Source organism: Streptomyces sp. SudanB5_2050, assembly GCF_964272335.1.
GTDB lineage: Bacteria > Actinomycetota > Actinomycetes > Streptomycetales > Streptomycetaceae > Streptomyces > Streptomyces rochei.
The window spans coordinates 4,702,114-4,722,978 of sequence record NZ_OZ186760.1 but is presented as its reverse complement, the minus strand read 5'-3'; the positions used below and the strand labels follow the sequence as shown (position 1 = coordinate 4,722,978).

24 protein-coding genes are annotated in these 20,865 nt (G+C 72.4%); 6 read left to right on the top strand and 18 right to left on the bottom strand.

The window, feature by feature from the left end; translation table 11 throughout:
* Window positions 1–86 precede the first annotated feature (86 nt).
* From ACFZP7_RS21205 to alr, 4 genes are all read right to left on the bottom strand, one after another.
* Window positions 87–242 (bottom strand): hypothetical protein, encoded by a 156-nt coding sequence (locus tag ACFZP7_RS21205; protein ID WP_019329605.1) that lies wholly within the window; start codon window positions 240–242, stop codon window positions 87–89.
* Window positions 243–387: 145 nt separating this feature from the next.
* Window positions 388–933: a tRNA (adenosine(37)-N6)-threonylcarbamoyltransferase complex ATPase subunit type 1 TsaE gene (gene tsaE, locus ACFZP7_RS21200; RefSeq protein ID WP_086875988.1), complete on the bottom strand. Its 546-nt coding sequence runs from the start codon at window positions 931–933 to the stop codon at window positions 388–390.
* Window positions 899–2,158 carry an alpha/beta fold hydrolase gene (locus ACFZP7_RS21195; RefSeq protein WP_167545956.1) on the bottom strand — a complete coding sequence of 420 codons (1,260 nt, stop codon included), beginning with the start codon at window positions 2,156–2,158 and terminating at the stop codon, window positions 899–901. Before ACFZP7_RS21195 ends, tsaE begins: the two co-directional genes overlap by 35 nt.
* 126 nt (window positions 2,159–2,284) lie before the next feature.
* Window positions 2,285–3,451 (bottom strand): alanine racemase, encoded by a 1,167-nt coding sequence (gene alr / locus ACFZP7_RS21190; RefSeq protein ID WP_366112149.1) that lies wholly within the window; start codon window positions 3,449–3,451, stop codon window positions 2,285–2,287.
* Between the two features lie 81 nt (window positions 3,452–3,532).
* On the opposite strand from alr, the gene ACFZP7_RS21185 reads away from it, so the two are divergent.
* On the top strand, window positions 3,533–3,904 hold the full coding sequence (locus ACFZP7_RS21185; protein ID WP_385635222.1) for a holo-ACP synthase: 372 nt from the start codon (window positions 3,533–3,535) through the stop codon (window positions 3,902–3,904).
* A gap of 22 nt (window positions 3,905–3,926) precedes the next feature.
* Here ACFZP7_RS21185 and ACFZP7_RS21180 read toward each other — a convergent pair whose 3' ends face one another.
* Complete coding sequence (locus ACFZP7_RS21180) at window positions 3,927–4,529, bottom strand: helix-turn-helix domain-containing protein (protein ID WP_127445586.1); 603 nt, start codon at window positions 4,527–4,529, stop codon at window positions 3,927–3,929.
* 70 nt (window positions 4,530–4,599) lie between these two features.
* Here ACFZP7_RS21180 and ACFZP7_RS21175 point away from each other — a divergent pair, with 70 nt between their 5' ends.
* A complete protein-coding gene (locus ACFZP7_RS21175) occupies window positions 4,600–6,060 on the top strand; it encodes a bifunctional ADP-dependent NAD(P)H-hydrate dehydratase/NAD(P)H-hydrate epimerase (RefSeq protein WP_019329610.1) in 1,461 nt (486 codons plus the stop codon).
* Between the two features lie 71 nt (window positions 6,061–6,131).
* Window positions 6,132–6,593, top strand: coding sequence for an ASCH domain-containing protein (locus ACFZP7_RS21170; protein ID WP_385635220.1), 462 nt, complete (start codon window positions 6,132–6,134; stop codon window positions 6,591–6,593).
* Between the two features lie 12 nt (window positions 6,594–6,605).
* Here ACFZP7_RS21170 and glmS read toward each other — a convergent pair whose 3' ends face one another.
* Both glmS and ACFZP7_RS21160 read right to left on the bottom strand, forming a co-directional pair.
* The gene (glmS, locus tag ACFZP7_RS21165) at window positions 6,606–8,453 is read right to left on the bottom strand and encodes a glutamine--fructose-6-phosphate transaminase (isomerizing) (RefSeq protein ID WP_385635218.1); all 1,848 of its coding nucleotides are present in this window, start codon (window positions 8,451–8,453) and stop codon (window positions 6,606–6,608) included.
* Window positions 8,454–8,571: 118 nt separating this feature from the next.
* On the bottom strand, window positions 8,572–9,360 hold the full coding sequence (locus ACFZP7_RS21160) for a hypothetical protein (RefSeq protein ID WP_385635216.1): 789 nt from the start codon (window positions 9,358–9,360) through the stop codon (window positions 8,572–8,574).
* A gap of 207 nt (window positions 9,361–9,567) precedes the next feature.
* On the opposite strand from ACFZP7_RS21160, the gene coaA reads away from it, so the two are divergent.
* Both coaA and ACFZP7_RS21150 read left to right on the top strand, forming a co-directional pair.
* A complete protein-coding gene (gene coaA / locus ACFZP7_RS21155; RefSeq protein WP_019329614.1) occupies window positions 9,568–10,536 on the top strand; it encodes a type I pantothenate kinase in 969 nt (322 codons plus the stop codon).
* 37 nt (window positions 10,537–10,573) lie between these two features.
* Window positions 10,574–11,515: a DUF389 domain-containing protein gene (locus ACFZP7_RS21150; protein ID WP_031018128.1), complete on the top strand. Its 942-nt coding sequence runs from the start codon at window positions 10,574–10,576 to the stop codon at window positions 11,513–11,515.
* Window positions 11,516–11,537: 22 nt separating this feature from the next.
* Here the strand turns inward: ACFZP7_RS21150 and glmM are convergent, their stop codons facing one another.
* The 4 genes from glmM to ACFZP7_RS21130 all read right to left on the bottom strand — a co-directional run bounded on the left by glmM (window position 11,538) and on the right by ACFZP7_RS21130 (window position 15,559).
* Window positions 11,538–12,896 (bottom strand): phosphoglucosamine mutase, encoded by a 1,359-nt coding sequence (glmM, locus tag ACFZP7_RS21145; RefSeq protein ID WP_019329616.1) that lies wholly within the window; start codon window positions 12,894–12,896, stop codon window positions 11,538–11,540.
* A 212-nt stretch (window positions 12,897–13,108) separates the two neighbouring features.
* Window positions 13,109–13,621 (bottom strand): 30S ribosomal protein S9, encoded by a 513-nt coding sequence (gene rpsI / locus ACFZP7_RS21140; protein WP_019329617.1) that lies wholly within the window; start codon window positions 13,619–13,621, stop codon window positions 13,109–13,111.
* A 42-nt stretch (window positions 13,622–13,663) separates the two neighbouring features.
* Window positions 13,664–14,107 carry a 50S ribosomal protein L13 gene (rplM, locus tag ACFZP7_RS21135; RefSeq protein ID WP_019329618.1) on the bottom strand — a complete coding sequence of 148 codons (444 nt, stop codon included), beginning with the start codon at window positions 14,105–14,107 and terminating at the stop codon, window positions 13,664–13,666.
* Window positions 14,108–14,314: 207 nt separating this feature from the next.
* Window positions 14,315–15,559 carry a glycosyltransferase family 87 protein gene (locus ACFZP7_RS21130; protein WP_385635214.1) on the bottom strand — a complete coding sequence of 415 codons (1,245 nt, stop codon included), beginning with the start codon at window positions 15,557–15,559 and terminating at the stop codon, window positions 14,315–14,317.
* 74 nt (window positions 15,560–15,633) lie between these two features.
* Here ACFZP7_RS21130 and ACFZP7_RS21125 point away from each other — a divergent pair, with 74 nt between their 5' ends.
* Complete coding sequence (locus ACFZP7_RS21125; RefSeq protein ID WP_019329620.1) at window positions 15,634–16,527, top strand: hypothetical protein; 894 nt, start codon at window positions 15,634–15,636, stop codon at window positions 16,525–16,527.
* 22 nt (window positions 16,528–16,549) lie between these two features.
* On the opposite strand, the gene truA is transcribed toward ACFZP7_RS21125, so the two are convergent.
* From truA to infA, 7 genes are all read right to left on the bottom strand, one after another.
* The gene (gene truA / locus ACFZP7_RS21120) at window positions 16,550–17,404 is read right to left on the bottom strand and encodes a tRNA pseudouridine(38-40) synthase TruA (protein ID WP_125536278.1); all 855 of its coding nucleotides are present in this window, start codon (window positions 17,402–17,404) and stop codon (window positions 16,550–16,552) included.
* Between the two features lie 141 nt (window positions 17,405–17,545).
* Window positions 17,546–18,052, bottom strand: coding sequence for a 50S ribosomal protein L17 (gene rplQ, locus ACFZP7_RS21115; protein ID WP_019329622.1), 507 nt, complete (start codon window positions 18,050–18,052; stop codon window positions 17,546–17,548).
* A gap of 166 nt (window positions 18,053–18,218) precedes the next feature.
* Window positions 18,219–19,241 carry a DNA-directed RNA polymerase subunit alpha gene (locus ACFZP7_RS21110; protein WP_003966937.1) on the bottom strand — a complete coding sequence of 341 codons (1,023 nt, stop codon included), beginning with the start codon at window positions 19,239–19,241 and terminating at the stop codon, window positions 18,219–18,221.
* Window positions 19,242–19,375: 134 nt separating this feature from the next.
* A complete protein-coding gene (rpsK, locus tag ACFZP7_RS21105) occupies window positions 19,376–19,780 on the bottom strand; it encodes a 30S ribosomal protein S11 (protein ID WP_003948617.1) in 405 nt (134 codons plus the stop codon).
* Between the two features lie 66 nt (window positions 19,781–19,846).
* The gene (rpsM, locus tag ACFZP7_RS21100) at window positions 19,847–20,227 is read right to left on the bottom strand and encodes a 30S ribosomal protein S13 (RefSeq protein ID WP_004984507.1); all 381 of its coding nucleotides are present in this window, start codon (window positions 20,225–20,227) and stop codon (window positions 19,847–19,849) included.
* Between the two features lie 188 nt (window positions 20,228–20,415).
* Window positions 20,416–20,529 (bottom strand): 50S ribosomal protein L36, encoded by a 114-nt coding sequence (rpmJ, locus tag ACFZP7_RS21095; RefSeq protein WP_003974245.1) that lies wholly within the window; start codon window positions 20,527–20,529, stop codon window positions 20,416–20,418.
* 69 nt (window positions 20,530–20,598) lie between these two features.
* A complete protein-coding gene (infA, locus tag ACFZP7_RS21090; protein ID WP_003948620.1) occupies window positions 20,599–20,820 on the bottom strand; it encodes a translation initiation factor IF-1 in 222 nt (73 codons plus the stop codon).
* Window positions 20,821–20,865 lie beyond the last annotated feature (45 nt).

Here is a 20,865-nt window from a genome sequence, read left to right as displayed (position 1 = left end):
CACGGAGGACAGGCGCCTCGCGGCACCACGGAGGACAGGCGCCTCGCGGCACCACGGAGGTCAGGCGCCTCGCGGCACCGCGGGGATCAGGCCGCCTCGCGGTGCCTCGGCGCGGGCGCCCGGCGGGACTCCGGCTCGGGTGCGCGCGGCGGCGTCGAGACCGCCCGCGCGGCGGCGCAGGACGCGAGCAGGTCGTACATGGACACGGCGGTGGGCTCGGACTGCGGCTCGGTCTCCGGCACGGACGCCTCCTGAGGGTCGGGGGCGGGCGTAGTTAGGCATGCCTAACTACGAGCTGGATACCATGTGACCACGCGCACGACCCGGAACGCAATATCTTGCCGACGCCTTGTCGGAACATCCCGCCGCCGGGGCGGCCGGCCGGGCTCAGCCGGCCAGCACGCTCAGGTCGGCCGAGGCCCAGCGCTCGCCGACACCGGTGAGCGTCACGTGCCGCACCTCGTCGGTGGTGTCTCCCACGGCCCGGTCGATCCGGAGCCGGAGCCGGTCGTCGGTCAGCTCCTCGACCTTGCCCTCGCCCCACTCCACCACGACGACCGAGTCGGGCAGCGAGACGTCGAGGTCGAGGTCCTCCATCTCGTCGAGGCCGCCGGAGAGCCGGTAGGCGTCGACGTGGACGAGGGGCGGGCCGTCGCCGAGCGAGGGGTGCACCCGGGCGATCACGAAGGTCGGGGAGGTGACGGCGCCGCGCACCCCCATGCCCTCGCCGAGCCCGCGGGTCAGCGTCGTCTTGCCCGCGCCCAGCTCCCCGCTGAGCATCAGCAGGTCACCGGCGCGCAGCACCTTGGCGAGCCTGCGGCCCAGCTCGCGCATCTGCTCCGGTGAGGTGACGGTGATCTCGACGGCGCCGGGTGCGGACCCGGACGACCCGGAGGGGTCAGCCGGGCCCTGCTGTGCTGCTGGTGCTTCCATAGCCATCCACCGTAGCCGCTGCCGGGACCGCCCCGGCCCGGGCGAGCAGGTCGGCGAGCCGGTCGGTCACCAGTTCCGGATGCTCCAGCATCACCAGGTGCCCCGCGTCGGGGACCAGCACCAGCTCCGCGTCGGGCAGCAGGTCGGCGATCGCCTCGCTGTGCTCGCTCGGCGTGACCAGGTCCCGCACCCCGGCCAGCACGAGCACGGGCAGGCCGGCGAAGTGGGCGAGGGCCTCGGTCTTGTCGTGGTCGTTGAAGGCCGGGTAGTACTCGGCGACCACGTCGATCGGCGTCGACTCGATCATCCGCTCGGCGAAGCGGGCCACGGCCGGGTCGACGTCCCGGGACGCGAAGGAGTACCGCTTGATGATCCCGGCGAACAGGTCCGCCGTCGCCCGCCGCCCCTTCTCCACCAGCTCGGCCCGCTGCCCCAGCGCCTTCAGCACGCCCGGGAGCACCCGCCGCACCGCGTTGACACCGGCCACCGGCAGCCCGAAGTTCACCTCGCCGAGCCGTCCGGAGGAGGTGCCGACGAGGGCCACCGCGACCACCCGCTCGCGGACCAGCTCGGGGTACGCGTCGGCCAGGGCCATCACGGTCATGCCGCCCATGGAGTGCCCGGCCAGCACGATCGGGCCCTCGGGGACGGCCGCGTCGATCACGGCCTTCAGGTCGCGGCCCAGCTCGTCGATGGTGACCGGCCGGTCCTCCCGCGTCTGCGCCACGCCCCGCCCGGACCGGCCGTGGCTGCGCTGGTCCCAGTACACGGTGCGTACGACGCCCCTCAGGGCCGCCCGCTGGAAGTGCCAGGAGTCCTGGTTGAGGCAGTAGCCGTGGCTGAAGACGACGGTGACGGGAGCGGGCGCCTTGCGTCCGAACAGCCGCCGCCGGCGCCGGGTGAGCGCGGACTCCGCCTCCGGGTCGACGTCGTCGACCTCGTAGTACAGCTCGGTGCCGTCGTCGGCGTACGCCCTGCCGGGGGTGCCGCGCAGTCCGCCGTACGGCCCCGCCGAGTCGAGGGCGAGCCGGGCCTTCTGGCGCATGCCCCGGCCCACGGTCAGCCGCTCTATCGCCACACCGGCCGCGGCACCCGCCGCGACCACGCCTATCGCGACGCCGGCGATGCCGGTCGCCCGGCGCCAGCCGCCCGCGGCGGCCTCGGTGGCGGCCTCCGTGGCGGAGGCGACGGCCGACGCGACGGCCTCCGCGTTGCTCTCGCTCACGTACACCGCTCCTCTTCGCCGGGTCCGCCGGGCTGCCGTGCGGATACCCGCTCGTCGTCGATTCACTGGGCGCGCGTGCCGGGCGCGCGTCGAGCCGTGTGCCGGCCGAGCCACCCGGTCACCCGCTCACTCGTTCACATAGACGCGCGGGACGCGTGGTCCGATCCGGGTGACGATCTCGTACGCGATGGTGCCCGCCGCCCGCGCCCAGTCCTCGGCGGTGGGCTCCCCCCGGTCACCGGGGCCGAACAGCACGGCCTCGGCGCCCGGCTCGGGCCGCTCCCCGCCCAGGTCGACGACGAACTGGTCCATGGCGATCCGCCCCGCGACGGTGCGCCACTTGCCGCCCGCCAGGACGGGGCCCGCGGAGGAGGCGTGGCGCGGGATGCCGTCCGCGTAGCCGAGGGGGACGAGGCCGAGGGTGGTGTCGCCGGGGGTGGTGTAGTGGTGCCCGTAGCTGACGCCGTGGCCGCCGGGGACCCGCTTGACCAGGGCCAGCGAGGCGGACAGCGTCATCACCGGGCGCAGCCCGAAGTCGGCGGGGGTGCCGATCTCGGGGCTGGGCGAGACGCCGTACATCGCGATGCCGGGGCGTACCAGGTCGAAGTGGGTCTCGGGGAGGGTGAGCGTGGCCGGCGAGTTGGCGATGTGCCGCACCTCGGGGCGTACGCCCTGCTGTTCGGCGTACGCCGTCATCTCCCGGAAGCGGGTGAGCTGCGCGGCGATGGAGGGGTGCCCGGGCTCGTCGGCGCAGGCGAAGTGCGACCACAGGCCGGTGACGCGGAGCAGACCCTCGCGTTCGGCGCGCAGGGCCTCGCGGACCAGTTCCGCCCAGTCCTCGCCCGGCTGGCAGCCGTTGCGGCCGAGCCCCGTGTCGGCCTTGAGCTGCACCCGCGCGGGGAGCGCCGCGCCGCGGGCAGCCGCGACGAGTTCCTCCAGGGCCCACATCCCGCTGACGGACACGTCGAGGCCGGCCTCGACGGCCTCGCGCCAGGGACCGCCCGGCGTCCACAGCCAGCACATGATCCGTACGTCGTCCGGCAGCTCCGGGTCCGCGCGCAGGGCGAGGGCCTCCTGCGGGGTGGCGGTGCCGAGCCAGGTCGCGCCCGCCTCGACGGCCGCGCGGGCGCACGGGATCGCGCCGTGGCCGTAGGCGTCGGCCTTGACCACGGCCATGAGAGCCGCCCCGGGTGCCCGTTCGCGCAGGGCGCGGACGTTGGCCCGCAGGGCGGCCAGGTCGATCTCGGCCCGGGCCCGCGTCACCGCGTCCCGCCGAGCAGCAGTCTCACTCATCGTGCCCCCAGTCTCTCAGAGCGCCCGGTCCCGCCTCCGTCGCGGACCGCGGGCCGGCCCCCAGTCGTTAGGGTGCCCGGCATGAGCATCATCGGGGTCGGGATCGACGTGGCCGAGATCGAGCGGTTCAGCGCGTCGCTGGAACGCACGCCGGCCTTGGCGCGGCGGCTCTTCCTGGACAGCGAGCTGCTGCTGCCCGGCGGGGAGCGCCGGGGCGTCGCCTCGCTCGCCGCCCGGTTCGCGGCGAAGGAGGCGCTGGCCAAGGCGCTGGGCGCGCCGGGCGGGCTGCACTGGACGGACGCGGAGGTGTACGTCGAGGACAGCGGACAGCCCCGTCTGCGGGTGACCGGGACGGTGGCGGCGCGGGCGGCGGAGCTGGGGGTGGTGTCGTGGCACGTGTCGCTCAGCCACGACGCGGGGGTGGCGTCGGCGGTGGTGATCGCGGAGGGGTAGCCGCGCGCGAGGGCGGGCCGGGTCAGCTCCCGGTGGGCTGGACGCGGACGTGCATGCGCTCGCCCTGCGCTCCGTACAGGGCGAGCCATTCGACGGGCTGGTCCCCCGCGTTGGCGATGCCGTGCGGGACGCGGGTGTCGAACTCCGCCGTCTCACCGGCCGACAGGACGAGGTCGTGGTCGCCGAGGGCGAGGAGCAGGCGTCCGGAGAGGACGTAGATCCACTCGTGGCCCTCGTGGGAGCCCTGTTCGGGCCGCGGGGTCCACTCGGTGCGGGCCTCGGGGGGCGCGGGCAGGATCTGCTTGTAGGCGTGCAGCCCGTCGTTGGGGTTGCGGGTGAGGGGGAGCCAGGTCTGGCCGTGCCGGGTGAACGGGCGCGGGTGGACGCGGGGGTCGCCGGTGCGGGAGCCGACCAGTTCGTCCAGGGGCAGGCGGTGCGCCCTGGCCAGGGGCAGCAGGTGCCGCAGCCCCGGCTCGCGCTGCCCCGACTCCAGCCGGGACAGGGTGGACACGGAGATGCCGGTGGCGGCGCCGAGCTGGGCCAGGGTGAGGCCGCGGGCCTGCCGGATGGCACGCAGACGGCCTCCCAGCGAGGTCATCACCCGTGCCGTCTCGTCGTCTGCCATGGGACCACTGTCCCCCATCGCGCAGGCTGGGGCCGTGCGTGTTCCCGGCGCAGGGGGAAGACTCGACGCCATGCGGACTGCGTACAGCGTGGAGACGGTCAGGAACGCCGAACGGGAGCTGATGGCACGGCTCCCCGAGGGGGCGTTGATGCAGCGGGCGGCGGCCGGACTCGCCGCCGCCTGTGCCCAGGTGCTCGGCCGGGTGGCCGGCCGGGTCTACGGCGGCCGGGTGGTGCTGCTGGTCGGCAGCGGGGACAACGGCGGCGACGCCCTGTACGCCGGTGCCCGGCTGGCCCGGCGGGGCGCCGGGGTGACGGCCGTGCCGCTCTCCCCGGATCGGGTCCACGGCGCAGGGCTCGCGGCGCTGCGCCGGGCGGGCGGCCGCGTCGCCGGGAGCGACGGTGCCCGGGAGCTGATCGAGCGGGCGGATCTGGTCGTCGACGGCATCGTCGGGATCGGCGGGAAGGGCGGGCTGCGCGAGGAGGCGGTGCCGCTGGCGCAGGCGGCGGCGCGGTCGCGGGCCTCCGTCGTCGCGGTCGACCTGCCGAGCGGGGTCGACGCGGACACCGGGCAGGTGCACGGGGCGGCCGTACGGGCGGACCTGACGGTGACGTTCGGGGCGCACAAGCCGGGGCTGCTGATCGATCCGGCGCGGGAGTACGCGGGGTCGGTGCGGCTGGTGGACATCGGGCTGCCGCTGCCGGACGAGGCGGCCGAGCTGGAGGCGTTGCAGCACGCGGACGTGGCGCGGCTGCTGCCGGTGCCGGGGGTGGAGAGCGACAAGTACCGGCGGGGGGTCGTGGGCATCGCCGCCGGGTCGGCGCGCTATCCGGGCGCGGCGGTGCTCGCCGTCGCCGGGGCGCTGCGGGGCGGGGCGGGGGCGGTGCGGTACGTCGGTCCGGCCGGGGACGCGGTGATCGCGCGGTACCCCGAGACGCTGGTGTCGGACCGGGGGCCCGGGCGCGCCGGGCGGGTGCAGGCGTGGGTCGTCGGGCCGGGGGCCGGTGACGACGCCGGGACCGTGGCCGAGGTGCTGGCGGCCGAGGTGCCGGTGCTGATCGACGCGGACGGGCTGCGGCTGGCGGACGCCGCGGCGGTGCGGGCGCGCACGGCGCCGACGCTGATGACGCCGCACGCCGGGGAGGCGGCGGCGCTGCTCGGGGTGGGCCGCGAGGAGGTCGAGGGGGCGCGGCTGGCCTCGGCGCGGGAGCTGGCGGGGCGGTACGGGGCGACGGTGCTGCTGAAGGGCTCCACGACGGTGGTGGCCGGGGCGGAGGGCGGGCCGGTGCGGGTCAACTCGACGGGGACGTCGTGGCTCGCGACGGCGGGCAGCGGGGACGTGCTGTCCGGGCTCGCCGGGTCGTTGCTGGCGGCGGGGCTGTCGGCGCGGGACGCGGGGAGCGCGGGGGCGTATCTGCACGGGCTGGCGGGGCGGTTCGCGGCACAGGGGGCGCCGGTGGGGGCGCACGAGGTCGCGGAGGCGGTGGGGCGGGCCTGGCGGGACGTGCGGGCGGTCGAACGCGGGGTGTGAGCCGGGGGCTCCGCGGGGAAAGGCGCCGAGCGGGGGCCACGGCGGCGAGAGCGCGTCGTTACTGTTCCCCCATGACGTCCGACTCCGCCTCGGCCCCCCTCGGCCTCGACGCGCTGCCCAGAGCCGAGTTCGCCTTCCCCGGCCCCCTGCGCGACCGGCTGGTCGCCGCGATCCTCGACGGGTCGAAGACCTCCACGACCGGCCTCGTCGTCGAGTACGAGCGGGACGGGGAGCCGTTGCCCGAGGTGGGGCAGCGGTCGGTGGTCGTCGACTCGGACGACCGGCCGGTCGCCGTCGTCGAGGTGACCGAGGTCCGCGTCGTCCCGCTGGCCCGGGTGGACCTCGCCCACGCGGTGGACGAGGGCGAGGGGTACACCGGCGTGGCCGCGTGGCGGGCCGGGCACGAGCGGTTCTGGCACAGCGCGGAGATGCGCGCCGCCCTGGGCGACCCCGGGTTCGAGGTGGACGACGAGACGCAGGCGGTGCTGGAGCGCTTCCGTCTCGTCGCCGACCTGCGTCACGCCGACCGGTAGGCCCTGTCTAGGTCACTCCACCGTCACCGACTTCGCGAGGTTGCGCGGCTGGTCCACCTCGTTGCCGCGGGCCGTCGCCAGCTCGCAGGCGAAGACCTGGAGCGGGACCGTGGCCACCAGGGGCTGGAGCAGGGTCGGGGTGGCCGGGATGCGGACGAGGTGGTCGGCGTACGGGACGACCGCCTCGTCGCCCTCCTCGGCGATGACGATGGTGCGGGCGCCCCGGGCCCGGATCTCCTGGATGTTGGACACGATCTTGTCGTGGAGGACCGAGCGTCCGCGCGGGGACGGGACGACCACGACGACCGGCACGTCCTCCTCGATCAGCGCGATCGGCCCGTGCTTCAGCTCACCGGCCGCGAAGCCCTCGGCGTGCATGTACGCCAGTTCCTTGAGCTTCAGGGCGCCTTCGAGGGCGACCGGGTGGCCGACGTGCCGGCCCAGGAAGAGCACCGTGTTCTTGTGGGCGAGGGAGCGCGCCAGTTCCCGTACGGGCTCCATGGTCTCCAGGACCCGCTCGACGGCGCCGGAGATCCGGGACAGGTCGCGGACGACGTCGCGGATCTCGTCGCCGTACTTCGTGCCCCGCACCTGTCCGAGGTAGAGGGCGACGAGGTAGCAGGCGACCAGCTGGGTGAGGAAGGCCTTGGTGGAGGCGACGGCGACCTCGGGACCGGCGTGGGTGTAGAGGACGGCGTCGGACTCGCGGGGGATGGTCGAGCCGTTGGTGTTGCAGATGGCCAGCACCTTGGCGCCCTGCTCGCGGGCGTGGCGCAGGGCCATGAGGGTGTCCATGGTCTCGCCGGACTGGGAGATCGCGACGACCAGCGTCTGCTGGTCCAGGATCGGGTCCCGGTAGCGGAACTCGCTGGCCAGCTCCACCTCGCAGGGGACGCGCGTCCAGTGCTCGATGGCGTACTTGGCGATCAGCCCGGCGTGGTAGGCCGTGCCGCAGGCCACGATGACGACCTTGCCGACCTCGCGCAGCACCCCGGCGGGGATGCGCACCTCGTCCAGGCTGAGCGTGCCGGAGCCGTCGATGCGGCCCAGCAGGGTGTCGGCGACCGCCTTGGGCTGTTCGGCGATCTCCTTGAGCATGAAGTAGTCGTAGCCGCCCTTCTCGGCGGCCGAGGCGTCCCAGTCGACGTGGTAGGTGCGGACGTCGGCCGGGGTGCCGTCGAAGCCGGTGACCGTGACGCCGTCCCGGCGCAGCTCCACCACCTGGTCCTGGCCCAGCTCGATGGCTTCGCGGGTGTGCGCGATGAAGGCCGCCACGTCCGAGGCGAGGAAGGACTCGCTCTCCCCGACGCCCACCACGAGCGGCGAGTTGCGGCGGGCGCCCACGACCACGTCCGGCTGGTCCGCGTGTACCGCGACCAGGGTGAACGCGCCCTCCAGACGCCGGCACACCAGCCGCATCGCCTCGGCGAGGTCGGCGCAGGCGGAGAACTCCTCGGCGAGCAGATGGGCGACGACCTCGGTGTCGGTCTCGGAGGCGAGCGTGTGGCCGCGCTCCTCCAGTTCGGCCCGCAGCGGCGCGAAGTTCTCGATGATGCCGTTGTGGACCACGGCCACCCGGCCCGCGTTGTCCAGGTGGGGGTGGGCGTTGGCGTCGGTCGGCGCGCCGTGCGTGGCCCAGCGGGTGTGGCCGATGCAGGTCACGGCGCTCGGCAGTGGCCGCTCGGCCAGCTCCTTGTCCAGGTTGACGAGTTTCCCGGCGCGCTTGGCGGTGGCGAGGCCGCCGTCCGCGAGCACGGCGACGCCCGCCGAGTCGTATCCCCGGTACTCGAGCCGCTTGAGTCCGGCCATCACGACGTCGAGCGCCGACTGAGACCCCACGTATCCCACGATTCCGCACATGACCGGCAGCCTACGATCAGATTCGGTCGCGAACCGGCCTTCCCGTGCCCGAAATCGGAAATTCCCACCGGGGTACGAACGCCCCGGTGGGAATCAAGAAGCGGTGCCGCCGCCCGGCTCAGCCGAGCTTGGCCAGCTGGGCGTCGCTGATCTCCGTGGGGAACGCGAAGTCCTTGCCGGTGCCCGCGGCGGCGAGGTTGAGGACCGTGAAGGAGGCGACGGTGGCACCCTTGCGGGTGACGACCACCTTGACCGGGAACTCGTCGCCGTCCTCGCCGACCATCGTCATCGTCATGGCCACGGCCTCGTCGGCGCCGCCGGGGGCCTTGTCCTCGGCCACCTTCGCTATCTCGGCCGGCTCGCCGGCCGCGGTGAAGGAGAAGCCGCCGGCGCACTCGCCGAGCGCCGTCCGCACCTCCTCGACGGCCTTCTCCGCGCCGCCGTCGTCGTAGGAGGCCAGCGTGATCAGGGCCTTGTCCAGGTCGAACGCGGCCCCGATCGCCTCCTCGGTGGTCTGGTCGCCGGACGGCTTCTTCGGGCCCTCGGTCCAGGACCGCTTCACCGTCGCGACCGGCTCGCCCAGCGGCACGCCGACCTCGGCGAGCGTCAGCGGCTCGCACGTCCCGCCGTCGGCCTTCACCTTGTCCTTGGCGACGTCGTCGGCCGCGGACACCCCGGTGACCTTGCCGTTCTCGACGTCCGCCTGCGCCAGGGCCGCCTTCTCCAGCTCGTCGGCGGTCAGCGCCTCGGCCGCCGGGGCCGCCGACGCGGCCTTGTCGCCCTTGCCCTTGCCGTCACCGGCCGCCTCGCCGCCCCCGTCGTCGGACGAGCCACAGGCGGTGGCGAGCAGGGCCAGGGCGGCGGCACAGGCCGCGAGGGCGGTACGACGGACAGCGGTCAGTCTCACGTAGGGGGCTCTTTCTTCCAGGTCGCGCAGGATCCGCGCATGCTTGCGCGCACTGTACGCACAGCGTGTTCACAGATGATCATCGGATGAGCCACCCGGTACCCGACCGTGACGCCCGCGTGATCTCGGGGCCGGGCGTGACACACCCCACCTGCCGCCCCGTTCGAACAGCGTTAACAATGGACTGTGATCTCTCCGGTCCCCTCGATGCCCCGGAGCGCCCACCGGCAGCGGCCGGAGGCGACTCCCTACGTCGACCTCACCCGTCCCGAGTGGAGCGCGCTGCGCGACAAGACGCCGTTGCCGCTGACCGCCGAGGAGGTCGAGAAGCTGCGCGGCCTCGGCGACGTCATCGACCTCGACGAGGTGCGGGACATCTACCTCCCGCTGTCCCGGCTCCTCAACCTCTACGTCGGCGCCACCGACGGCCTGCGCGGCGCGCTCAACACCTTCCTCGGTGAGCAGGGCTCCCAGTCCGGCACCCCCTTCGTCATAGGGGTCGCCGGCTCGGTCGCCGTCGGCAAGTCCACCGTCGCCCGCCTGCTCCAGGCGCTGCTCTCCCGCTGGCCCGAGCACCCGCGCGTGGAGCTGGTCACCACCGACGGCTTCCTGCTGCCCACCAGGGAGCTGGAGGCCAGGGGCCTGATGTCGCGGAAAGGTTTCCCCGAGTCCTACGACCGCCGGGCCCTGACCCGCTTCGTCGCCGACATCAAGGCGGGCAAGGCCGAGGTGACCGCGCCCGTCTACTCCCACCTCATCTACGACATCGTCCCGGACGAGAAGCTGGTCGTCCGCCGCCCGGACATCCTGATCGTCGAGGGCCTCAACGTCCTCCAGCCCGCGCTGCCCGGCAAGGACGGCCGCACCAGGGTCGGCCTGGCCGACTACTTCGACTTCAGCGTGTACGTCGACGCCCGCACCGAGGACATCGAGCGCTGGTACCTCAGCCGCTTCCGCAAGCTGCGCGAGACCGCCTTCCAGAACCCGTCCTCGTACTTCCGCAAGTACACCCAGGTGTCGGAGGAGGAGGCGCTCGACTACGCCCGCACCACCTGGCGCACCATCAACAAGCCGAACCTGGTGGAGAACGTGGCCCCCACCCGGGGCCGGGCCACCCTCATCGTGCGCAAGGGCCCCGACCACAAGGTGCAACGCCTGAGCCTGCGCAAACTCTGACGCCGGGCGCCCGTGCCGACGCGGCTACGCTGCCGCCATGCTGCATCTGCGCCTGATCACCCCGGCCGACCGCACCGACGAGGTGGTCCGCCTGATCGACCGGACGGTGGGGACCACCCATCTGGTCGTCCTGCCCGGCTGCGCACGCGACCCCGAGGGCGACGTCGTCATGTGCGACGTGGCCCGCGAGGCCGGCGACGAACTGATCAACCGGCTGCGGGCGTTGGGCATCGACAGCTCCGGAGCCATCACGGCCGAGAACATCGACCTGTCGTTGTCCGAGCACGCCGCCCGGGCGGAGAAGGACGCGCCGGGCGAGCCCGCCGACGCGGTGCTGTGGGAGCAGTTGGAGGAGGCGACGCACGAGGAGTCGACGCTCTCCATCACCTACGTCGCCTTCATCACGCTCGCCACCATGATCGCGGCCTGCGGTGTGGTGCTCGACAACGCGATCCTGATCGTGGGCGCGATGGCGGTCGGCCCGGAGTTCGGCCCGCTGGCCGGCGTCTGCACGGCGATCGTCCAGCGGACCCCGCGGCTGGCGCTGCGCTCGCTGATCGCCCTGCTGGTCGGGTTCGCGGTGGCGATGGCGGTCACGGTGGCGTTCAGCTGGATGATGGACGCCTTCGGCCTCTTCAGCGAGAGCAAGCTGGAGGCGGACCGCCCCAACACCGGTTTCGTCTACGCCCCGGACTGGTTCTCGTTCGTGGTGGCCCTCCTCGCCGGAGTGGCGGGGACGCTGTCGCTGACCTCCGCCAAGTCGGGTGCCCTGGTGGGCGTCGCCATCTCCGTCACCACGGTCCCGGCCGCCGCGAACGCGGCCGTGGCGCTGAGCTTCGGCGACACCGGCCAGACGGTGGGCTCCAGCGAACAGCTCCTGCTGAACCTGGGCGGCATCATCCTGGCCGGCACCCTGACCCTGCTGGCCCAGAAGGCCCTGTGGTCGACCCAGCGACGCCGGATGACCAAGCCCACGTAGGGGCGCGGGGGTTCCCGGGAAACTACCCCAGCGCCGACTTCACCGAATCGGCCAGCCGCCCCGCGACGGCCCGGGCCTGCTCGATGTCGGCCGCCTCGACCATCACCCGCACCAGGGGCTCCGTCCCCGACGGACGCAGCAGCACCCGCCCGGTGCTCCCCAGCTCGCGCTCGGCCTCGGAGACCGCCGTGGCCAGCTCGGCGGAGCTGGTCACCCGGGACTTGTCCACGTCCGGCACGTTGATCAGCACCTGCGGCAGCCGCTCCATGACGGACGCGAGGTCCTGGAGCGTACGCCCGGTCTGCGCGACCCGCGCCGCCAGCATCAGGCCGGTCAGCGTACCGTCGCCGGTGGTGGCGTGGTCGAGGATGATGACGTGGCCGGACTGCTCGCCGCCGAGGGCGTAGCCGTGCTCCTTCATCTCCTCCAGGACGTACCGGTCGCCGACGCCGGTCTGCACGAACTGGATGCCCTCGCGCTCCATGGCCAGCTTGAAGCCCAGGTTGGACATGACGGTCGCCACGACGGTGTCGGAACGCAGCGCGTCCCGCTCCCGCATCGCCAGCGCCAGCACGGCGAGGATCTGGTCGCCGTCCACCTCCGCGCCGGTGTGGTCCACGGCCAGGCAGCGGTCGGCGTCGCCGTCGTGGGCGATGCCCAGGTCGGCGCCGTGCTCGACGACGGCGGCCTTGAGCAGGTCGAGGTGGGTGGAGCCGCAGCCGTCGTTGATGTTGAGGCCGTCCGGCACCGCACCGATGGTGACGACCTCGGCCCCGGCCCGCGCGAACGCCTCGGGCGAGACCCGGTGGGCCGCGCCGTGCGCCTCGTCGAGGACGATCTTCAGTCCGTCGAGGCGGTTGGGCAGGACGCCCACGAGATGGGCGACGTACTGGTCGAGCCCCTGGTCGTAGTCGCGGACGCGGCCGACGCCGGCGCCGGTCGGACGGTCCCAGGGGGCGCCGGTGCGGTGCTCGGCGTAGACGGACTCGATGCGGTCCTCCAGCTCGTCGGCGAGCTTGTGGCCGCCGCGGGCGAAGAACTTGATGCCGTTGTCGGGCATGGCGTTGTGGCTGGCGGAGAGCATCACGCCGAGGTCCGCGCCGAGCGCGCCGGTGAGGTGGGCGACCGCGGGCGTCGGCAGCACACCGACGCGCAGCACGTCCACGCCGGCGCTGGCCAGGCCCGCCACCACGGCGGCCTCCAGGAACTCCCCGGAGGCGCGCGGGTCCCGGCCGACCACCGCGGTCGGCCGGTGCCCGGCGAAGGTGCCCGCCTCGGCCAGCACGTGCGCCGCGGCGACGGAGAGACCGAGCGCCAGCTCGGCCGTCAGATCCGCGTTGGCGACGCCGCGCACGCCGTCCGTGCCGAAGAGTCGTCCCACTTGTCCTCCTGAGGAAACGTCACGGACGGGAGCGCTGCCGATGCGGCCCGCGCAGCCGACTCCCGTCGTCCCGGACGCGCACCGCCCGGTCATCCGATCACATGAGCCTTAGAACGTCTTGTGCCGTTATACGCCCAACGGCGGGGATAAACGAACGCCCCGGCAGCACAGTGGCGTGCCGCCGGGGCGTTCGGAGTACAGGCAGACGCGGTTTAGCGCTTGCTGTACTGCGGAGCCTTGCGGGCCTTCTTGAGACCGGCCTTCTTGCGCTCGACCGCACGGTCGTCGCGCTTGAGGAAGCCGGCCTTCTTCAGCGGGCCGCGGTTGTTGTCGACGTCGGCCTCGTTCAGGGCGCGGGCGACACCGAGACGGAGCGCACCGGCCTGGCCGGAGACACCGCCACCGGCGATGCGGGCGATGACGTCGTAACGGCCTTCCAGCTCGAGCACCTTGAAGGGCTCGTTGACCTCCTGCTGGTGCACCTTGTTCGGGAAGTAGTCCTCGAGGGTGCGGCCGTTGATCTTCCACTTGCCGGTGCCCGGGACGATCCGGACACGGGCGATGGCGTTCTTGCGGCGGCCCAGGCCGGCGGCCGGCTGGGGCTCGCCGAAGGCGGAGGCCATGGACTCCGAGGTGTACTCGCCCTCGACGGGGACCTCGGACTCGGTGGTGTAGCTGTCGATGTCGATCTCTTCGAGCGGCTGCTCGGCAGTGGTCTCGGCCACGATGCTCCTCAGATTCTCTTCAGTCTTAGGGGGTGGCCGGACTTACTGCGCGACCTGGGTGATCTCGAACGGCTGCGGCTGCTGCGCGCCGTGCGGGTGCTGGTCACCCTTGTAGACCTTCAGCTTCGAGAGCATCTGACGGCCCAGGGAGTTCTTCGGGAGCATGCCCTTGACGGCCTTCTCGATGGCCTTCTCCGGGTTCTTGTCCAGCAGCTCGTCGTAGCGGACGGAGCGCAGACCACCGGGGTAGCCGGAGTGGCGGTACGCCATCTTCTGGGTCCGCTTGTTGCCGGAGAGGTGCACCTTGTCGGCGTTGATGATGATGACGAAGTCACCAGCGTCGACGTGCGGCGCGTAGATCGGCTTGTGCTTGCCGCGCAGGAGGGTGGCGGCGGTGGTGGCCAGACGACCCAGGACGACGTCCTGAGCGTCGATGACGTGCCACTGGCGCGTCACATCGCCGGGCTTGGGGCTGTACGTACGCACGGTTCGTAGCCTTCGCTTCTTCAGTGAATGGTCCTGACAAGGTCACCGAAGACGATCACGACAGCCCTGACCGCACAGCGGTGACGCAAACCGCGTGCTGGTCGCTGGTCATCGGTCCCGGTGGACCGGTGTAAGGGCCCCTCACGTGAGAATGAGCAAGCCAATACACATACGACTGTGCAGAGTACCCGGGGTGGCGCAGCCTGGTCAAAACGGAGCCCCGCGGACCGGCACGGGCTCCGCCCCGGACCCGGCGCGCGACCGGTCGCCGTCCGCGTCGTCCCCGTCGTCCCCGTCGTGCACCGTACGCCCGTCCGCCACGCCGCCCGCCGACTGCCGGGCGACCGTCACCGCCAGCACACACAGGGTGAACGCGTCCCGGAAGGCCCGCCGCTTCTCCGACTCCAGCCAGGGCCAGGTCAGCCCCGGCACCTGCGGCACCAGCGAGATCCAGAACCAGGCCACGCGGGCCGCCGACCCGGCGTACGGCAGTCCGGCGAGCAGCAGCGGCAGGACGACCAGCAGATAGTGGTCGTAGGAGGGGCGGGAGACGAGGAACGCGGCGAGCATCAGGCCCGCGCCGGTCTCCGCGAGCCGCAGCGGCCCGGGGTCGGCGCGCCGCCAGCGGACGTACGCGCACAGCACCCCGGCCCCGGCCGCCGCCACCGCCAGCGCCTGGGCCGCCGCCTCCGGCACCCCGAGCCGGGGCAGCACGGCCGCCGGGGACGCCTCGTAGAGCCGGACGAAGCCGTCGTCGCCGTGCAGGAGGAAGGGCAGGGTGCGGGTGAAGAAGCCGGCCGGGTCGGGCATCAGCAGCGCCGCCCCGCCGGAGGCGAGCGCGGGCAGGGCCACGGCGGTCGCCAGCGCCCGCCACCGCCCGGCGAACAGGAAGAGCAGGACGACGGGCGCGAGCAGCGGCTTGAGCGCCACGGCCGCGCCGACCACCGCCCCGGCCGCCGTCCACCGCCCCCGGCTCGCCAGCAGCAGGGCCAGCGGCAGGGCCACCGCCGCCGTCACCGTCCAGTTGCCGAGGCGCACCAGGTGCCCGAAGGGCGCGAAGCCCGCCACCAGCCCGGTCAGCCCGAGCACAGCCAGCCGGCTGCCGAGCGGCACCCGGTGCAGCCGCAGCGCACAGGCCCAGCCCACCGCCAGCAGGGCCGTCACCGCGCACGGCACCAGCCACCGCAGCACCGCCGCCGGCAGCATCGCCTGGGGGACGGCCGCCAGGACCGCGCTCGGGAGATAGAGGAAGTGCGGATCGTCGTACGGGGAGCCGCCGGCCAGCCAGGTCCGGGCGGCCCGCACCACGATCGCGTTGTCCATCCCCCCGTCCGAGGTCACCCGCGCCGCGTGCCCCGCGCACGCCGCCAGGACCGCCAGGAGCACCGCCCACGGCGCCCGGCCCACCGGTCGCACCAACCACCCGGAGATGTCGCTTTTGCCCGTCCGCATGGACGGAACGCTAGGTCCTGCGGGGCCTCCACGGCCGCACCAGCGCGCCGCGCGGCACGTCTAAGATGCCGCCCATGAGCTTTGGGCAGGGGGGACCTCAGTCGCAGTGGGATCCCTGGAAACCGCAATCGCAGCAGCCGTCCCAGCAGCCCTGGAACAGCGGCCCGGCCGACAACACCCCTGACTGGGCCGCCCTCGCCGAGGCGTCCGAGGCCCGCGCCAAGCGCCGCCGGCTGCTCTTCGTCGGCGGCGGCGCCCTGGCCACCGTCGCGATCGCCGGCGCCGTCGCCGTGGCCGTGGTCTCCGCCAACGGCTCCGGGCAGGCGTCGGACGGGCCCTCCTCGCAGCTCCCCGCCACGGCGGACATACCCAGCGCGTCGGCCACGGCCCCCTCGTTCGCGCCGACCAGCGCACCGCCGCCGCTGGACCCCAAGGACTTCGTCTCCAGCGCCGAGAAGGACAAGGCCCCGCTCAGCCCGGACCTGCTCTTCCCCGGCACCCAGCTCACCATGAGCGGCACCGTCTACAAGAAGGGCCCGACGGCCGACACCCGCACCTGCGGTTCCGCCGCCCAGAAGACGCTGCCGAAGGTCCTCACCGACAACGGCTGCACCCGCATGATGCGGGTCACCTACACCCGGGGCGACGTGGCGGTGACGGTCGGCGTGGCCGTCTTCGACACCGAGGCGCAGGCCGCCGGGGCCAAGCGGCAGGCCGACAAGAAGAGCATCATCCGCTCCCTGTCCGGCGGCGGCGTGAAGTCCTTCTGCACCGGCGCCGTCTGCCGCTCCACGACCAACTCCTACGGCCGCTACGCCTACTTCACGGTCGCCGGCCACACCGACGGCAAGGACGTCACGGAGAAGGCCACCGAGGTGTTCAAGGCCGGCGACGACCTGGCCGAGTTCGCCTTCCGCCAGATCCGCCAGCGCGGCGAGGCCCAGGCATCGGCGGCGGCCGAGGGCTAGACCCCGCCCGGGCCGCCGCGCCTCAGCAGCAGCCGGCGCCCGGCAGCGTGCGCCTGTTGCGCGCCTCCTTGTTCCGGGCCGCCAGCAGGTCGTCGGCCGGGTAGCCGACCTCCTCCAGGGTCAGCCCGTGCGGCCGTACGACGTGCACGGCCGAGTCCCGTACGCCGGCCGCGAGCACCTCGGCGGGCCAGTCGGGCGTGCGGTGGCCGTCGCCGACGAACAGCAGGGCGCCGATCAGGGAGCGCACCATGTTGTGGCAGAAGGCGTCGGCCCGCACGGTGGCGGTGATGATCCCGTCGTCGCCCCGGACCAGGCTCAGCTCCTGGAGCGTCCGGATGGTGGTGGCGCCCTCCCGCTTCTTGCAGTAGGCGGCGAAGTCGTGCTCCCCCAGCAGCCCGCGGGCGGCCTCGTTCATGGCGTCCACGTCGAGCGGCCAGTCGTGCCACAGGACGTGGCCGCGCAGCAGCGGGTCGACACCGCCGGGGTTGTCGGTGACCCGGTAGGCGTAGCGCCGCCAGACGGCCGAGAACCGCGCGTTGAAGCCGCTCGGCGCCTCCCTGAGCGCCCAGACCCGTACGTCCCTGGGCAGCCGCCCCGCGAGCCGCTTGAGCAGCTTCACATGGTGCTCCGCCCACACCTCGCGGGGGAGATCGACGTGCGCGACCTGCCCCCGGGCGTGCACGCCCGCGTCGGTCCGCCCCGCCACGGTCAGCTCGTACGTCTCCCCGGACCGCGTCACCGTCCGCAGCGCGTCCTCGATCTCCCCCTGTACGGTCCGCCGCCCCCCGGCCTGCTTGGCCCACCCGGAGAACTCACTCCCGTCGTACGAGAGATCCAGCCGCACCCGCACGAACCCGGCCTCAACTTCGTCACTCACCCAGAGATCCTCTCAACCACACGAAAGCGGGCCCGCCCCTGAAAAGGAACGGACCCGCAGACGCCCCAAAGGGGCGCGGGGAACTGCGCGACCAGCCACGACGAAAGCCGCAGCCGCACTCACACAGCCCCCGCAGAACGCTTACGCGTCCTTCGACTCCTCGGCCGCGGCCTCGTCGTCGGCCTTGGCCGTGTCGACCTTGGTCTCCTCGGCAGCCGGAGCGGCCTCGGCGTCCTTGGCGGCACGCTTGGTGGCGGCCTCGGCCTCGCCGGTCGCCTCCTGCGCCACGGTCAGCGCCTCCACCAGCTCGATGACGGCCATGGGCGCGTTGTCGCCACGGCGGTTACCGATCTTGGTGATCCGGGTGTAGCCACCGGGACGGTTCTCGTAGCGCGGGCCGATCTCGGTGAAGAGCGTGTGGACGATGCTCTTGTCCGTGATCACCTGGAGCACCTGACGGCGGTTGTGAAGGTCGCCCTTCTTCGCCTTGGTGACCAGACGCTCGGCGTACGGACGCAGCTTGCGCGCCTTCGCCTCGGTGGTGGTGATCCGGCCGTGCTCGAAGAGGCTCTTCGCGAGGTTCGCGAGGAGCAGCTTCTCGTGCGCGGCGCTGCCGCCCAGACGGGCACCCTTGGTGGGCTTCGGCATGGTGATTCTCCTAGGTGTCTGCCCCGGCCGTATCAGGTACCGGAGTCAGTATCCGAGCAGGCGGTCGCCTGTCGGAGATCCGGGGCGCCTTTCGACGCCCCGGAGGGTCCGCGCCCCGAAGGGCGCGGGGAACTGCGCGACCGGCCACGACGGACCGGCAGCCGAATCAGTACTGCTCGGTCTCCACGAAACCGGCGTCAGCGTCGTCATCGGCGCCGAAGGCGTCCGCGGCGGCAGTCGGGTCGAATCCGGGCGGGCTGTCCTTGAGCGCCAGGCCCATACCGGCCAGCTTCGCCTTGACCTCGTCGATCGACTTCGCACCGAAGTTGCGGATGTCGAGCAGGTCGGCCTCGGAGCGGGCGACCAGCTCACCCACGGAGTGGATGCCCTCGCGCTTGAGGCAGTTGTACGACCGAACGGTGAGCTCCAGCTCCTCGATCGGCAGCGCCAGGTCGGCGGCGAGCGCGGCGTCCGTCGGGGACGGACCCATGTCGATGCCCTCGGCGTCGATGTTCAGCTCGCGGGCGAGACCGAACAGCTCGACCAGGGTCTTACCGGCGGAGGCCATGGCGTCACGCGGACGCATCGCCTGCTTGGTCTCGACGTCGACGATCAGCTTGTCGAAGTCGGTGCGCTGCTCGACACGCGTGGCCTCGACCTTGTACGTGACCTTGAGAACCGGCGAGTAGATCGAGTCGACCGGGATGCGCCCGATCTCCTGACCGACCTGCTTGTTCTGCACGGCGGAGACGTAGCCGCGACCGCGCTCGACGGTCAGCTCCATCTCCAGCTTGCCCTTGCCGTTGAGCGTGGCGAGGACGAGGTCGGGGTTGTGCACCTCGACACCGGCCGGCGGCGCGATGTCGGCGGCGGTGACCAGACCCGGGCCCTGCTTGCGCAGGTACATCACGACCGGCTCGTCGTGCTCCGAGGAGACGACCAGCTGCTTGATGTTGAGGATCAGGTCGGTGACGTCCTCCTTGACGCCCGGCACGGTGGTGAACTCGTGCAGGACACCGTCGATGCGGATGCTGGTGACAGCAGCGCCGGGGATCGACGAGAGGAGGGTGCGGCGGAGGGAGTTGCCGAGGGTGTAGCCGAAGCCCGGCTCCAGCGGCTCGATGACGAACCGGGAGCGGAACTCGTCGACGACCTCTTCGGTCAACGAGGGACGCTGAGCGATCAGCATGTGGTGATCCTTCAGTCAGGGGCGCCCGCTATTTGACGCCCGACTAGTACTGCAAGGGTACGGGCGATACGGCCCGAAAGAGCCGTACCGCCCGGAAAACCCTGGTGAAGCGATGCCTGGACGGACCGCGAGGGTCAGACGCGGCGGCGCTTCGGCGGACGGCAGCCGTTGTGCGGGGTGGGCGTGACGTCCTGGATGGAGCCGACCTCGAGGCCGGTCGCCTGCAGGGAGCGGATGGCGGTCTCACGACCGGAACCCGGGCCCTTGACGAAGACGTCGACCTTGCGCATGCCGTGCTCCTGGGCGCGGCGGGCGGCCGACTCGGCGGCCATCTGCGCGGCGAACGGCGTGGACTTCCGGGAGCCCTTGAAGCCGACGTGGCCGGCGGAGGCCCAGGAGATCACGTTGCCGGTCGGGTCCGTGATGGACACGATCGTGTTGTTGAACGTGCTCTTGATGTGCGCGTGGCCGTGAGCGACGTTCTTCTTTTCCTTGCGGCGCACCTTCTTGGCAGCGCCCTGACGACCCTTGGGGGGCATCTATAACTCCTACGGGAGGTGGTCGGTCCTACAGCGAAGACCGCTGGACGGCGAGTCCGCTGCGGACTACTTCTTGCCCGGCTTCTTCTTGCCGGCGATGGCGCGACGCGGGCCCTTGCGGGTGCGAGCGTTCGTGCTGGTGCGCTGACCGCGGACGGGCAGACCGCGACGGTGACGGAGACCCTGGTAGGTACCGATCTCGACCTTGCGGCGGATGTCGGCCTGGATCTCGCGACGGAGGTCACCCTCGGTCTTGATGTTGTTGTCGACGTACTCGCGGATCGCGACGAGCTGCTCCTCGGAGAGGTCGCGAACACGGGTGTTCGGGTCCACGCCGGTGGCAGCGAGCGTCTGCTGCGAGAGGGTCCGGCCGATGCCGAACACGTAGGTGAGGGCGATCTCCACGCGCTTTTCGCGCGGGATGTCAACACCGGAAACGCGTGCCATTCAATGGCTCCAGTTGGTTGATCGGAGGTCTTCCACAGGACCGGCTCCCGGCCGCCGTATGAGGTACGGAACGGGTCCCCGGCCTCCGAACCGGGGGTGTCGGACGTCTGGCGTCCGGGTCCTGCGTATGAACATATTCAGCTCGCGTCGCGCGAAGTCATGCGAATCGCGGAGGGAACGGTCAGGCGTCAGCCCTGGCGCTGCTTGTGGCGCGGGTTGTCGCAGATGACCATGACCCGACCGTGACGGCGGATCACCCTGCACTTGTCGCAGATCTTCTTGACGCTCGGCTTGACCTTCATGGGATGTGAGGTTCTCCGGGTCAGTTGCCGGCGGTCCCGCGCACGGGGTGCGCAGGACGTGGGCAAGATCTACTTGTACCGGTAGACGATCCGGCCACGCGTCAGGTCGTACGGAGACAGCTCCACCACGACCCGGTCGTCAGGGAGGATGCGGATGTAGTGCATGCGCATCTTGCCGCTGATGTGTGCCAGGACCTGGTGGCCGTTCTGGAGCTCGACCTTGAACATGGCGTTCGGAAGAGACTCGACGACAGTGCCCTCGATCTCGATGGCACCTTGCTTCTTGGCCACGCTTCGCCCTTCGAATCGACTACCTTGATCGACTCCCGTGCGTTG

What these genes read in the sequence shown, in the direction of transcription:
- tsaE (WP_086875988.1), bottom strand. Translation starts at nt 933, where the DNA reads ATGGAAGCACCAGCAGCACAGCAGGGCCCGGCTGACCCCTCCGGGTCG.
- alr (WP_366112149.1), bottom strand. Translation starts at nt 3,451, where the DNA reads ATGAGTGAGACTGCTGCTCGGCGGGACGCGGTGACGCGGGCCCGGGCC.
- ACFZP7_RS21185 (WP_385635222.1), top strand. Translation starts at nt 3,533, where the DNA reads ATGAGCATCATCGGGGTCGGGATCGACGTGGCCGAGATCGAGCGGTTC.
- ACFZP7_RS21180 (WP_127445586.1), bottom strand. Translation starts at nt 4,529, where the DNA reads ATGGCAGACGACGAGACGGCACGGGTGATGACCTCGCTGGGAGGCCGT.
- ACFZP7_RS21175 (WP_019329610.1), top strand. Translation starts at nt 4,600, where the DNA reads ATGCGGACTGCGTACAGCGTGGAGACGGTCAGGAACGCCGAACGGGAG.
- ACFZP7_RS21170 (WP_385635220.1), top strand. Translation starts at nt 6,132, where the DNA reads ATGACGTCCGACTCCGCCTCGGCCCCCCTCGGCCTCGACGCGCTGCCC.
- glmS (WP_385635218.1), bottom strand. Translation starts at nt 8,453, where the DNA reads ATGTGCGGAATCGTGGGATACGTGGGGTCTCAGTCGGCGCTCGACGTC.
- coaA (WP_019329614.1), top strand. Translation starts at nt 9,568, where the DNA reads ATGCCCCGGAGCGCCCACCGGCAGCGGCCGGAGGCGACTCCCTACGTC.
- ACFZP7_RS21150 (WP_031018128.1), top strand. Translation starts at nt 10,574, where the DNA reads ATGCTGCATCTGCGCCTGATCACCCCGGCCGACCGCACCGACGAGGTG.
- ACFZP7_RS21130 (WP_385635214.1), bottom strand. Translation starts at nt 15,559, where the DNA reads ATGCGGACGGGCAAAAGCGACATCTCCGGGTGGTTGGTGCGACCGGTG.
- ACFZP7_RS21125 (WP_019329620.1), top strand. Translation starts at nt 15,634, where the DNA reads ATGAGCTTTGGGCAGGGGGGACCTCAGTCGCAGTGGGATCCCTGGAAA.
- rplQ (WP_019329622.1), bottom strand. Translation starts at nt 18,052, where the DNA reads ATGCCGAAGCCCACCAAGGGTGCCCGTCTGGGCGGCAGCGCCGCGCAC.
- ACFZP7_RS21110 (WP_003966937.1), bottom strand. Translation starts at nt 19,241, where the DNA reads ATGCTGATCGCTCAGCGTCCCTCGTTGACCGAAGAGGTCGTCGACGAG.
- rpsK (WP_003948617.1), bottom strand. Translation starts at nt 19,780, where the DNA reads ATGCCCCCCAAGGGTCGTCAGGGCGCTGCCAAGAAGGTGCGCCGCAAG.
- rpsM (WP_004984507.1), bottom strand. Translation starts at nt 20,227, where the DNA reads ATGGCACGCGTTTCCGGTGTTGACATCCCGCGCGAAAAGCGCGTGGAG.
- rpmJ (WP_003974245.1), bottom strand. Translation starts at nt 20,529, where the DNA reads ATGAAGGTCAAGCCGAGCGTCAAGAAGATCTGCGACAAGTGCAGGGTG.